Consider the following 12751-nt stretch of genomic DNA (forward strand, 5'->3'; position numbering starts at 1 on the left):
CCCCCTTTAGATCAATTCAAAAATGCCTGCCGCTCCCATGCCCCCGCCGATACACATCGTCACAATACCAAATTGTTCATTTCGCCGTTTCATTTCATGAATGAGTGACAGCGTGAGTTTCGTTCCTGTACAGCCTAGCGGATGTCCTAATGCAATGGCGCCGCCGTTGACATTTACCTTCTCTTCATCGATCCCTAAATGACGAATGACTTGAATCGCCTGAGAAGCAAATGCTTCATTTAATTCAAACAGCCCGATGTCCTTCAGCTCTAGACCAGCGATTTTCAGCGCACGCGGAATGGCTTCAACCGGCCCAATTCCCATGACTTCAGGTGGTACACCACCAACAGCAAACGCCCTGAACTTGGCGAGCGGCTGAAGAGAAAGAGAAGATGCTTTTTCGCGATCCATCATCATGACACATGCCGCTCCATCACTCGTCTGCGAAGAGTTTCCTGCAGTCACTGTGCCTTTTGTTGAGAAGGCAGGTCGTAACGTTGCGAGAACCTCCTCTGTTGTGCCCGCTCTGACACCTTCATCTTGTGAGAACATAAATTGGCGTTCTTCTAGTTGATACTGCTCTCCTACCCGTCTTTCTGTCACATCAACGGGAACAATTTCATCTGAAAATTTCCCTTCTTGAAGTGCCTTTGCTGCCTTTTGATGGCTCCTCACCGCAAAAGCATCTTGATCTTGACGTGTGACCTGATACTTTTGCGCCACTTGCTCCGCTGTGTGGCCCATGCTCATATAGTATTCAGGCGCTTGCTCTGCCAAAAGAGCGTTTGGACGAATGGAGTGACCCATCATTGGGACTTGCGACATCGATTCGACGCCTCCAGCTAAAATGGTTTCTGCCTGCCCAAGCATAATTCGTTCACCCGCATAAGCAATTGACTGCAGACCAGAAGAGCAATAGCGGTTAATGGTGATAGCAGGTACTGTATATGGCAAACCTGCTAATGCCCCAATATTCCGGGCCACATTCAGCCCTTGCTCTGCTTCTGGTGTCGCACATCCGATGATTAAATCATCGATTGTTCCATCATAATCACCGGCACGCTTTAGCGTTTCTTTTACACACAATGCGCCCATATCATCAGGTCTGACATGTTTTAATGATCCTTTTTTGGCTTTCCCTACTGGTGTTCTTGCGCCAGCTACAATCACTGCTTCTCTCATTTTGACTCCCCCCTAGTTACGTAAAGGTTTTCCTTTAACGAGCATGTGCTGCATGCGTGCCTGAGATTTGACTTCCCCTACAAGACTTAAAAAGGCTTCTCTTTCAAGCTCTAATAAGTATTGTTCATCCACCTCTGTACCAAATGGCAATTTGCCGCCAGAAATGACATGCGCTAGTTTTTTCGCAATGGTCATGTCATGGTCTGAAATGTATCCAGACAATCTCATGTTTTCAGCAGCCAGCACCATTGCTGCGTAGCCTGTTTCCCCCATCACGGGCACCTTTCGCTTCAGAGGTGCACGATAACCCGCTTCATCAAGAGAAAGAACGAGTTGTTTCGCATCATGGATTAAATGATCACCATTCATGCTAATCCGGTCATTCACTCGGAGCATCTTCATATCACGCGCTTCCTCTGCTGACGTAGATACCTTCGCCATCGCAATGGCTTCAAAGGTTTGTAGCGTAGCATCTTGGATCGCAGTTGCTGATGGCTTTTCCGCTCCTTGCAGATGGCGAATATAGAGTTCTTTGTTTCCGCCTCCGCCCGGTATGAGTCCGACTCCCGCTTCGACAAGCCCCATATACGTTTCACTTGACGCTTGGATAGCGGCTGCTGGTAGACAAAGCTCCGTCCCTCCGCCAAGTGTCATACCAAATGGTGCAGCCACAACTGGACGGTCACTATACTTCACCTTCATCATCGCCTGCTGGAACCTGCGAATGACAAAATCAATTTCAAAGAAGTTGTCGTCCTGTGCTTCCATTAAAATTAAAGCGAGATTCGCACCAACACAGAAGTTCTTTCCTTGGTTACCGATGACCAGCCCTTTATAATTCTTTTCCGTTTCATCTACAGCACGGTTGATCATATCAATGACATCAAGCCCAATGGCATTACTTTTCGAATGAAATTCAAGCAAGGCCACATCATCCCCGATATCGATCAAGCTTGCACCTGTATTTTTAAAAATGACATCGTGTTTCTTTTTCAATCTAGCTAACGAAATATTTTTGTCGTTGCCCTTTTCCTGTTCATAAGCACCATTCTGATAAAATGCACGGTCTCCTTCGGCATTTTCTTGATAGAACGTGTCATGTCCTTCTGAAAGCATATCTTGCACCCACGACGGGATGCTATGCCCTTCCGCTTCCATTCGACTGACGGCTTTTTTCACGCCAATCGCATCCCACAGCTCGAATGGGCCATGCTGCCAGCCAAATCCCCATTTCATGGCGTTATCGATGGACTGAATATCATCCGCAATGTCGCCTTTTAGATGAGCTGAATAAAGAAGAACAGGTGCGGTCATATTCCAAAGCAATTGCCCAGCACGGCCGTCTTGATAAATAAGCGCTTTCAATTTCGCTTTTGTCCCCTTTTGCTGCTTGGCAATGTCAATGCCCGGATCCTTCAGCTTTGTCCGTTCTCCGTATGTGAGTGTGACAGGATCAAGCTCTAAAATGGTCTTTCCGTTTTTTTGATAGAACCCTTGCCCTGCTTTGCTACCGATCCACCCTTTTTCGAGCATTCTTTCCATAAACTCAGGCAGCTGAAAAATATCTTTTTCCTTTCCTTCTACCTGTTCATACACATTGCGGGCTACATGAGAAAATGTGTCGAGTCCCACCACATCAAGTGTGCGGAAGGTCGCACTTTTCGGTCTGCCAATGAGTGGACCTGTAACAGAATCGACCTCTCCGATCGTGTATTTGTTCTCAAGCATTTCACGCACTGTGACAAGAAGCCCATAAGTGCCAATTCGGTTGGCAATAAAGTTCGGTGTATCTTTTGCTTCGACCACACCCTTGCCAAGTACATCTTCACCAAATGTTTTCATATATGAGAGTACTTCTGGATCTGTTTCTTGAATAGGAATTACTTCTAACAGCTTTAAATAACGAGCTGGGTTAAAAAAGTGAGTGCCTAAAAAGTGGTGTTTAAAATCAGCTGATCGGCCTTCTGCCATTTTTTCAACAGAAATACCGGATGTATTGCTGGATACGATGCTGCCTTCTTTGCGGTGTTCGTCGATGAGAGAGAATACGTGTTGTTTAATGCTGAGCTTTTCAGTGACGACTTCAATGATCCAGTCAGCATCGTGTAATAAGGAAAGGTGATCTGTGAGATTTCCGGGTGTGATGTATGATAGGTTTTTGGCTGAAGTAAGAGGTGCTGGCTTTTGCTTTAACAATTTTTTCATTGCGTCTTGGCTTAATCTATTCCGAACACTAGGGTGATCAAGCGTTAGCTTTTTTGCCGTTTCTTCCTTTGTCAGTTCATGTGGCACAATATCTAGCAATGTTACTGGTATCCCGATATTGGCTAGATGTGCAGCAATGCCTGAGCCCATGACACCTGAACCAATGACAGCCGCCTTGCGAATATGTTTGCCCATAAATATCCCCCTAAACATTTTGAATGAACAGTCATTCATTTTTTGTCCAAAAAAAAGCAATGCCTCTTTCTTTATCTTAAAAGATTTTCCGAAACAGTTCAATAGCAGATTTCAAAAATTTACACATTCTCATGCGTCTTTCTTTACAGCGTATGAATTAAAGACGAGGGGGAATTGTAAGAATGGAGGTGATGTCCACATGTCTCGTTTGCAAAAGAACCCATCAAAAGCAGGCGTAAGTGCTGCAAGTGTGAAAGGAAACGCAGGTCCATCACAAGAAGCAGACCTAGGCGGTAAAAAGACCAGTCAAAATCAGCAATATAAAAAGAAATCGTAAGGAGGAACACATCTTGAACAACCAGCAAATGAATATGCCCCCACAGGTAATTTCAGTAAAGGATTCCTTGTACCTAGAAGATATGCTCAACTGGAATTTGATTGCGATGAAAAAGGCCCACTTTATGGCCGAGCATTGTCAGGATCAAACATTGAAACAAGAACTCAATCAAGTTGGTCAAATGCACCATCAGCATTACACACAAATACTTCAACATTTAGGCAGCTCAGGGCAAGGCCAGTCTTCTGGCTTTATGCAATAGGAGGTAACAGACATGGAACAGCAAAACCAACAAAAAATCGGGAATCCACAAACGCCGGTTCCAACAACGACAAACATGAACGATCGCGACTTTGTCACAGACCTTTTGTCGACTGAAAAATATATGACAAGCGGATATAACACAGCGCTCAATGAATTCAGCCATGAATCTCTGTACCAAGATATTCAGCGAATTGCGCTAGAAACACAAAAAACGCAAAGACATTTATATGATGTCATGTTCAAATATGGCTGGTACTCTGTCGAAGCTGCTGACCAGCAGAAGCTCCAGCAGGCACATCAAAAGTTCCAGCAAACACTGACTGATCAATCACCGTACGGATCATCACCCATGTCATAAAGAAAAACTGCCAGCTCGTACTGGCAGTTTCAGCGTGTAGACAAACCCTCGCATTCGGTGTCAGTCCTGCGCTTCGGTGCTCACGAATGTCAAATTCACTCCGCTCCGATGCTCGTCCTTCCTAGACTGCAAAGGTTTTCTATCACGCTGAAAAGAAGACAAAGGGCTAAAATAAAGTTCATTTTAGCCCTTTGTCAACAATCTGATCCTGCCAGCTCGTACTGGCAGTTTTTTAACGGTCTTTATTGGCACGATGAGCTTCATTTAATTGCTTAATCCGCTGAATCGTTTCTTTGATGTCTTCTTTTGCCTCTGGATACGTGTCATTAAAATGTTTGGCTAAAGGCGGCATGCTTTTGGCAATATGAGAATAGATGATCCAATGCGTGACATCTCTTTTCAGTTCCTCATTCGTTTCACCAAGCAGCAGCTCTGTATATTTATCAAGCAGGCCTTCGAGCTTTTCATCTAATTCATTTCCCATTGGTATTCCGCTCCTTTTTTCAGAAAAAAGCCTGACTCTGCGTGTAACAGATGTCAGGCTTTTCACATACGATTATCTTGCAGCAAGAAATGTCTCAGCTTGTGCCTGTTGGACAATACAGCGTCCTCTGCCGTGCGGAATACATAACGGTGTTCCGAATAAAGGATCTGTTGTGACTTGGCAGTTCATATCAAAAACATTTTTCACAAGATCACAGTTAATGACAGTTTCCGGTCTTCCTTCTGCATAAATCGACTTGTCTTTAATGGCCACAAGGTGATGCGCATATCTGCAAGCGAGATTAAGGTCATGCAGAACCATGACAATCGTGCGCTGCTCTTTTTCATTTAAATCAAAAAGAAGATCCAGGATTTCAATTTGGTGCGTCATGTCTAAATACGTTGTTGGCTCATCTAATAGAATAATATCCGTCTCCTGTGCCAATGTCATCGCAATCCATGCACGCTGCCTTTGTCCACCTGATAATGAATCAACCGTTCGATCAGCAAGGTCTTCCATCTTCGTTGACTTTAGTGCGCGATTAACCGCTTCTTCATCTTGCTTTGACCATTGCTTCAGCCAATTTTGATAAGGATATCGCCCTTGCTTGACGAGTTGATGTACCGTTAATCCTTCTGGCGCTTCCGGTCCTTGGGGAAGAATGGCGAGCTGTTTCGCCACTTCCTTTGTTGGTAATTTGGCAATGGAATGACCTTCAAGCAGGACAGAACCACCCATTGGCTTCATGAGACGGGCCAAAGAGCGAAGTAGCGTGGATTTACCGCATCCATTGCTGCCAATAAATACTGTGATTTCACCCTTAGGGATTGACACATTTAGTTCGTCTATGATCATTGTTTCTCCGTAACCTAAGCTTAAACCTTCAGTAGAAATGGCACTCATTCCGCTCAAACGCTCCTTTTCTCATCCAAATTTTTATAGTAAATATCGTCTATGTACAGACGTAAAAGATCACTTATCTCAATTTAGTGTATCAGATTTAAGTGATCTTGAAAATCATTTTCAATTAAAAAATGAGAAAGTCTCGTTTACTTTTTCTTTTCGAATGCACGTTTGGTCCCATCTTCGAGCTTCATATCGACTCGTATCCACTGATAATCATCATCTAAATTAAAAGCAGATAATAATTCATTGACATATGTTTCGTTCAGCTTTGCACTAGGAATCGACATATCATTGAGCTTCATCTTCATTTCACGTAAAGCTTCTTCCCCTTCATAGCGGACACCATTCATATGATCTCGAATCAGTGCTTCTTCTCTTCCACCAGCTTGACGATAGGTAGCTTCATATAATTCGCTTTTTTGTCCATATTGTACGTGCAATTGCAAATGCTGAAATGGTAATTCCTTCATTTGAATAGCTGACAGACTTTCAGCTTCTGCTTCATGTGGATGTTGTATTGGTTCGATTGAACGACAGCCAGACAGCATAAAGAACAGCACTCCTAGCAGTCCCGCCTTCTTCCAGCACATCATGATTTCCTCCTATTTCATAGCATCGTTTTTTATTCTTCTCCAAGCCCCTTTTCGTTATTCAATAAAACAGCAGACTATGGTAGATTAAAACAAAAAGGAGAACCGGATGATGAATAAAACAGCCATTGTGACTGGTGCCAACAGCGGTTTCGGAAAGCTCATCACACTGCGTCTCGCTCAGCAAGGGTACACTGTGATTGCTGGCGTAAGACAGGAAACCAATGCGAAAAAGCTTGCCGAAGAAGTAAAGAACGCCGCTTTATCCGAATCAATACATATTGAAGCATTAGATGTGACAGATACACAGTCCATTCAAGCATTTCAAAAAAGGCTTAATGCCTATGCTCCCATTCACCTGCTTGTGAACAATGCGGGAACGGCCTATGCTGGTTTTGCTGAAGAGGTGCCTGTTGATCAGTACCGAGAGCAATTCGAAGTGAATGTCTTTGGTGTGATGGAAATGACACAAGCAGTCCTTCCGTTGATGACGAGCGGTGCAAAAATATTGAATATGAGCAGTATCAGCGGACTCATGGGAATGCCCGCACTCTCTCCATATGTATCGTCAAAGTTTGCGCTAGAGGGCTATACAGAGAGTTTGCGAATTGAGCTGGCTGCGTTTGGCATTCAGGCCGCTTTGATTGAGCCGGGTTCTTTCCAAACGAACATTTGGAACACCTCCATGAATGAGCAAATGACGCCGCCAGCAGAAGGTTCTAAATACACAGCTATTTATGAAAACATGATGTCCTATATAGAGGCGCAAAAAAACAACTATGGAGATCCTGGCGAAGTTGCAGAGCTTGTGGTTTCGCTTGCAGAGAAGAAGCGGCTAAAGAAGCTAAGGTATCTTGTCGGGAAAGGTGTTCGGCTTTCATTCATAGCAAAGCAGCTCTTGCCTTGGAATGTATGGGAAAACATTATTTTACGAACACTATCCTCGAAAAAATAGGCACAAAAAAACAGGTGGATCGCTTATCCACCTGTCAGCGTGTAGACAAACCTTCGCATTCTTTGTCAGTCCTGCGTGCTGGTGCTCACGAATGTCAAATTCGCTCCGCGCCAGTACTCGTCCTTCCTAGACTTCAAAGGTTTTCTATCACGCTGAAAAAAAGAAGACAAAGGGCTAAAATAAAGTTCATTTTAGCCCTTTGTCAACAATCTAACAGGTGGATCGATTATCCACCTGTTTTCTTTTATTCGTTATCAGACTGCCCAAGGGTAATATCAAGATTTTTGTTCTTTCCATCACGGATGACAGTCATTGTTGTTTTATCGCCAATTTTTGTTTCTTTATAAAGGATTTCTTTCAGTTGTGAGCTGTTCGCTACATCTTTTCCTTTGAACTTGATGATGACATCTCCAGACTTCAAGCCTGCTTTTTGTGCAGGAGATCCTTTTGAAACATCTTTTACATAGATGCCTTTACCGATTTGTTTATCAAATAGGCCAAGTGTATTTTCCTGATACGTTTCAGGCACTTGCTCAAGGTCAATCATTTGTACGCCAAGGTAAGGACGTTCGACTTTTCCATTTTTCAACAGCTGATCTACGATCGGTTTTACATCGTTACTTGGGATCGCAAATCCGAGTGATTCTACTCCGCTTTCGCTAATTTTCAAACTGTTGATGCCGATGACTTGACCGTCTGTATTGATCAGCGGACCGCCACTGTTTCCAGGGTTAATGGCTGCATCTGTTTGAAGCACATTCATCTCAACGGTTCCAGATGATGTATTGGCTTCAACGGTACGATCGAGACCACTAATAATCCCTTCTGTTACTGTACCAGAGAACTGCGCACCAAGCGGGTTCCCGATTGCAATGACTTTGTCTCCAGCACGAAGCTTAGAAGAATCTCCAAAGCTTGCAACTTTATCAATGCCGTCAGCATTTATTTCCACGACAGCTAAATCTGTCATTACGTCACTGCCGACAAGCTTCGCATCTTTTGTTTTCCCATCGTATAGTGTGACCTTTAATTTATTGGCACCCTCGACTACATGGTTATTTGTGATAATGTATGCTTTTTTGCCATCTTTTTTGAAGATGACACCAGAACCCGTTCCAGCTTCTGCTTCAGTTGAATCACCGCTAAGACCGAACGAGTTTTGTGTAGATTGATAGTTTGAGACCCCTACAATCGTCGGCTCTAAATCTTCTACCATATCAGCAACATTCGTCGCATTGGTGATTTGTTTTGTTGAGAAATTTTCAGATGAAGCCGGTTCGCTTGATGCTGTTTGGGTTTGAGTGTTTGCCGCTGTATCTTGTGACTGCGGTAAAAGCGGTGTAATGCCAAGCACAAGACCGCCGCCAATAATCCCTCCAAGAATCGGACTTAGCCATGCAGCCTTCCGTTTTTTCTCCTTTTTAGACGAACGGTCATCAATCACTTGAGGAGACCCATTTGTCACCCTCTCCTGAGAGGCAGATGCTTCGTTTTCATGATGGTGAAAAACGAGTTCTTTCTCTTTTTCTGGTTCTTCTATTTGTTTCTCATTCTCTTGATATGTGTGTTCTTGATCATTCATTTTTTTCTCTTCATCTTCTCTTCGGAAATCCATCGCTTGCACTCCTTTGCATCATTTTCATGAAATGCTTCATTCATATGTCTAGACAGGACTCATGTCCTCTTAATGGCAATATCATTGAAAAATTCTTTATGACAATATGTCAAATTATATAATACTTATTCATAGAAAAAAAGCAAGGTGTGCACATTGGTGAAAAGCACCTATTCATTAGCCTTTTGTCTATGCCCTTTTTTCCCTTGAGCTTATCATAAACAAACATTATGGGATAATAATGAGAAGAATATGTGAAATTGTGAAAAAAGCGTGTGATTGTTGACATGCCGCCTTTGTATCCCGTTATAATGACGTTGAGAGGATGTGGAAGACTTTGTCGTACACCATTTATTTAGTTGAAGATGAGCAGAATTTAAATGAACTGTTAACCAAATATTTAGAGAGTGAAAATTGGAATGTGTCCTCTTTTTTAACCGGAGAAGCGGCACGCGCGGCCATGAACAAGCCACCGCATCTATGGATTTTAGATATTATGCTGCCTGATACAGACGGCTACACACTCATTAAAGAAATCAAAGCAGCCTCGCCTGACGTACCGGTCATTTTTATTTCGGCACGTGATGCAGATATTGATCGTGTGCTTGGCTTAGAACTCGGGAGCAGTGATTATATTGCAAAACCCTTTCTTCCGCGCGAGCTGATCATCCGCGTGCAAAAGCTGCTGGAGCTTGTATATAAAAACAGTGACACACCTCAGCAAAGCGTCACACCCGTTTCTTCCTATATCATTCATGAGGACGTAAGAGAGGTGTATGAAGGAGATCAGCTGATTAATTTAACGTCTAAGGAATTTGATTTGCTGCTCTTATTTACCCATCATCAAGGACATGCCTTTTCCCGGGAAGATATCCTCGTCAAGATCTGGGGGCACGATTACTTCGGGACAGATCGTGTGGTCGATGATCTTGTCAGACGGCTGCGCAAAAAAATGCCTGACTTAAAAGTCGAGACCATTTATGGATTTGGCTATAGGATGCTAAAGGGATGAAGAACAAACCACTCGCTTTTCAAATTTGGGTTGTCATCTCTGGCATTTTACTCACCATCTCGATTGTCCTGATCATTTTATTTTCAAATACATTACGCAGCTTTTTTACGAATGAAATTTATAAAAACATCGAAAACGAGCAGCAAGTGTTAACAGAATACCCTCTGAATCGAGACGGCTCACCAAAGTCGACACCAGAAAACCGATCGGTTCAGCACATTCTGATTCCGTCAGATGAATTAAATCAAATGGCTCAGTTTTTCCCGCATGCCTTTATTGAAAAAGTGCAGTCCTTTGTTAAAAAACAAAAAAGCGCAACAAAACGCTATTCTGAAGAAGTGAATGGTCAGCATATCTTTTTTGTGATCAAAAAAGTCTCAACAGGCAATACACAATATATTCTCTTGTCATATGCACCCGATTCTTATCGAGATGACTTGTCCTTTACACTGTTTAAACAGCTGATTTTCATCTTAGGAACGGTTATTTTACTAAGCTGGATTCCATCGATTTGGCTCGCCCGCTACTTATCACGTCCAATCGTCGCGTTTGAAAAGCACGTCAAACGCATTGCACAAGAAGACTGGGACGATCCTGTGATGGTTGACCGGCAAGATGAAATTGGCAAACTGGGGCATACGATTGAAGAAATGAGACAAAAGCTCATTCAAAAGGATGAAACAGAACGAACGCTTTTGCAAAATATATCACACGACTTAAAAACACCTGTGATGGTCATCCGCGGTTATACGCAGTCTATTAAAGATGGAATTTTCCCTAAAGGAGACCTTGAACAAACGGTGGAAGTGATTGAAGGCGAAGCGGAAAAGCTTGAGAAGAAAATCAAAGATTTGCTGTATTTAACAAAGCTTGATTATTTATCAAAACAACATCCGGCGCATTCTCCCTTCCTTGTGAGTAATACAATGCTGGAAGTAGTTGACCGTTTACGCTGGTCGAAAAATGAATTGCAGTGGAACGTGGACTTAGATGATGAGGCTGCACTTGAAGGCGATCCAGAACAATGGAGCAAATTATTTGAAAATGTATTAGAAAATCAACTTCGCTACGCAAAAAATAAAATTGATATTCATATGAAGCAGGAAGAGGATCAAATTCGCATCGTCATTCGTAATGATGGCCCTCCAATTGAAGAACACATGCTATCCAGCCTATACGAACCTTTTAGTAAGGGAAAAAAGGGCGAATTCGGCATTGGATTAAGCATTGTCAAACGAATTCTTTCAATGCATCAAGCGTCCATATCAATTGAAAATGATGAACTAGGTGTACGCTATACGATCACTGTTCCAAAGAAGAGGCTGTAGGTTTTACACCGCAGTCTTTTTTTAGATGAATGAATACCCATTGAAATCACGGTATGTGGCTTTGATCTTCTTGCCAGCTTGATACATCCATTTCTTTTCAATGGTTGTCTCTTTCGGCATTTTGACTTTTTCTACTTGAATTCCTTTTGCTTTCAAGCGTCTAATCATATCATCAATTTCTCTCATGGAACATCATCCTTTCACATTTTTTGACCGGTTGGTCACCTTACTTTATAATATAAAGAATTACACTGTAAAAAACAAGTTACAATCTGATTAATTTTTGAAAAGTTTTGTCGTTTATGACCGATAAGTCACATCTCTTTGCGCACGTTTCCTAAGACATTTGTCGCTCGGTAAGAAAGGATGACATTCATATTGAAAAAGAAAGAAAAAATGATTATTGAGGCTGGTATGAAGTTATTTGCCAGCAAAGGCTATAATACAACGTCTGTTCAGGAAATTGCGGATGAATGCCACATGTCAAAGGGTGCGTTTTACCTTTATTTCAAATCGAAGGAAGCACTACTTATTTCGATCTTGCATTACTATTACGATAAGGTATTTACCCGGATTCATGAGGTTCAAACAGAGGGCGGCACACCAAAAGAGGCCTACCGGAAACAGCTCACTGTCTATTACGATAATATTTTGCAGCAAAAAGATTTTATTAAAATGCAGCTAAGCGACAGGGCGCTCCCATTGAACGAAGAAACGCAGCAGCTCGCAAAGCAAATTCGACTTGCGACGATTCAGTTGCACATTGATAACATTAAGCAAGTGTATGGAGATGCAGCCATTCCTTATATGGCTGATCTTTGTTTAACGATCGAGGGCATGAGTCACGTTTACTTTGAGCTTGCCATTTTATATGATTTTCAGCTCGAAGCAGAGGAGCTTGCCGCAACAATGATTCACCGTATTGATGATCTAATGGGCGGTATGATGAAGCGCAATGACCATCCGCTCATTTCTGTGGACCAAGCAAGCGACTGGTTCGGCCCGATTTATGAACGATCATTTGACCCGCTCACAGAATCTCTATTAAAAGAATTAAGAGAACTGGCAGAAGCACATTATGAAGTGAAAGACGAGCCAGATTTATTTGAAGCGCTTGGCATTTTAGAAAACGAGTTAAACAAACAAAAACCAAGACAAGTCATCGTCAAAGGCATGCTTTATCAATTGAAATTATACACACCGCTTCAGCCGGTCTCCGGCTCCTTATTACGCATTCTAAAAGAAGATCATTTATAAAACCCAGGGCTTGCTTGCCCTGGGTTTATGATTGTGACAAAAACAAACAATCAAACTTCTTTT

The 12751-nt window shown here is 42.6% G+C and carries 14 protein-coding genes; 7 read left to right on the plus strand and 7 right to left on the minus strand.

Annotated elements, in window-relative coordinates; genetic code table 11:
- Positions 1 to 6: 6 nt before the first annotated feature.
- A complete protein-coding gene (locus LCD32_RS14765; protein ID WP_060781381.1) occupies positions 7 to 1182 on the minus strand; it encodes an acetyl-CoA C-acetyltransferase in 1176 nt (391 codons plus the stop codon).
- Positions 1183 to 1194: 12 nt separating this feature from the next.
- Positions 1195 to 3582, minus strand: coding sequence for a 3-hydroxyacyl-CoA dehydrogenase/enoyl-CoA hydratase family protein (locus LCD32_RS14770; protein WP_060781382.1), 2388 nt, complete (start codon positions 3580 to 3582; stop codon positions 1195 to 1197).
- 199 nt (positions 3583 to 3781) lie between these two features.
- Between LCD32_RS14770 and LCD32_RS14775 the strand changes: the two genes are divergently transcribed.
- From LCD32_RS14775 to LCD32_RS14785, 3 genes are read left to right on the plus strand one after another with little or no spacing between them, the layout of a single operon-like run.
- Positions 3782 to 3919, plus strand: a complete 138-nt coding sequence (locus tag LCD32_RS14775; protein ID WP_008347049.1) for a YuzL family protein — start codon at positions 3782 to 3784, stop codon at positions 3917 to 3919.
- Positions 3920 to 3929: 10 nt separating this feature from the next.
- Positions 3930 to 4181: a hypothetical protein gene (locus LCD32_RS14780; RefSeq protein ID WP_060698253.1), complete on the plus strand. Its 252-nt coding sequence runs from the start codon at positions 3930 to 3932 to the stop codon at positions 4179 to 4181.
- A gap of 12 nt (positions 4182 to 4193) precedes the next feature.
- On the plus strand, positions 4194 to 4541 hold the full coding sequence (locus LCD32_RS14785) for a spore coat protein (RefSeq protein ID WP_007500333.1): 348 nt from the start codon (positions 4194 to 4196) through the stop codon (positions 4539 to 4541).
- A gap of 232 nt (positions 4542 to 4773) precedes the next feature.
- Here the strand turns inward: LCD32_RS14785 and LCD32_RS14790 are convergent, their stop codons facing one another.
- The 3 genes from LCD32_RS14790 to LCD32_RS14800 all read right to left on the minus strand — a co-directional run bounded on the left by LCD32_RS14790 (position 4774) and on the right by LCD32_RS14800 (position 6521).
- The gene (locus tag LCD32_RS14790) at positions 4774 to 5025 is read right to left on the minus strand and encodes a YusU family protein (RefSeq protein ID WP_060781383.1); all 252 of its coding nucleotides are present in this window, start codon (positions 5023 to 5025) and stop codon (positions 4774 to 4776) included.
- A gap of 72 nt (positions 5026 to 5097) precedes the next feature.
- Entirely contained in the window at positions 5098 to 5928 is an 831-nt protein-coding gene (locus LCD32_RS14795; protein WP_008347057.1) for an ABC transporter ATP-binding protein, read from the minus strand.
- A gap of 146 nt (positions 5929 to 6074) precedes the next feature.
- Complete coding sequence (locus LCD32_RS14800; RefSeq protein WP_205630558.1) at positions 6075 to 6521, minus strand: YusW family protein; 447 nt, start codon at positions 6519 to 6521, stop codon at positions 6075 to 6077.
- 112 nt (positions 6522 to 6633) lie between these two features.
- Between LCD32_RS14800 and LCD32_RS14805 the strand changes: the two genes are divergently transcribed.
- Complete coding sequence (locus tag LCD32_RS14805; RefSeq protein WP_224564117.1) at positions 6634 to 7476, plus strand: oxidoreductase; 843 nt, start codon at positions 6634 to 6636, stop codon at positions 7474 to 7476.
- Positions 7477 to 7720: 244 nt separating this feature from the next.
- Here the strand turns inward: LCD32_RS14805 and LCD32_RS14810 are convergent, their stop codons facing one another.
- Positions 7721 to 9091 (minus strand): S1C family serine protease, encoded by a 1371-nt coding sequence (locus LCD32_RS14810; RefSeq protein WP_060781386.1) that lies wholly within the window; start codon positions 9089 to 9091, stop codon positions 7721 to 7723.
- 337 nt (positions 9092 to 9428) lie between these two features.
- Here LCD32_RS14810 and LCD32_RS14815 point away from each other — a divergent pair, with 337 nt between their 5' ends.
- Complete coding sequence (locus LCD32_RS14815; protein ID WP_008347066.1) at positions 9429 to 10103, plus strand: response regulator transcription factor; 675 nt, start codon at positions 9429 to 9431, stop codon at positions 10101 to 10103.
- Positions 10100 to 11431, plus strand: coding sequence for a sensor histidine kinase (locus LCD32_RS14820; protein ID WP_007500323.1), 1332 nt, complete (start codon positions 10100 to 10102; stop codon positions 11429 to 11431). The genes LCD32_RS14815 and LCD32_RS14820 overlap by 4 nt, the downstream gene beginning before the upstream one ends.
- Before the next feature lie 21 nt (positions 11432 to 11452).
- On the opposite strand, the gene spxO is transcribed toward LCD32_RS14820, so the two are convergent.
- On the minus strand, positions 11453 to 11617 hold the full coding sequence (gene spxO / locus LCD32_RS14825; RefSeq protein ID WP_008347070.1) for an anti-adapter protein SpxO: 165 nt from the start codon (positions 11615 to 11617) through the stop codon (positions 11453 to 11455).
- 192 nt (positions 11618 to 11809) lie between these two features.
- Here spxO and LCD32_RS14830 point away from each other — a divergent pair, with 192 nt between their 5' ends.
- On the plus strand, positions 11810 to 12688 hold the full coding sequence (locus tag LCD32_RS14830) for a TetR/AcrR family transcriptional regulator (RefSeq protein ID WP_017359276.1): 879 nt from the start codon (positions 11810 to 11812) through the stop codon (positions 12686 to 12688).
- Positions 12689 to 12751 lie beyond the last annotated feature (63 nt).

It is taken from the genome of Bacillus sp. RSS_NA_20 (assembly GCF_020165915.1).
Taxonomy (GTDB): Bacteria; Bacillota; Bacilli; order Bacillales; family Bacillaceae; genus Bacillus; species Bacillus altitudinis.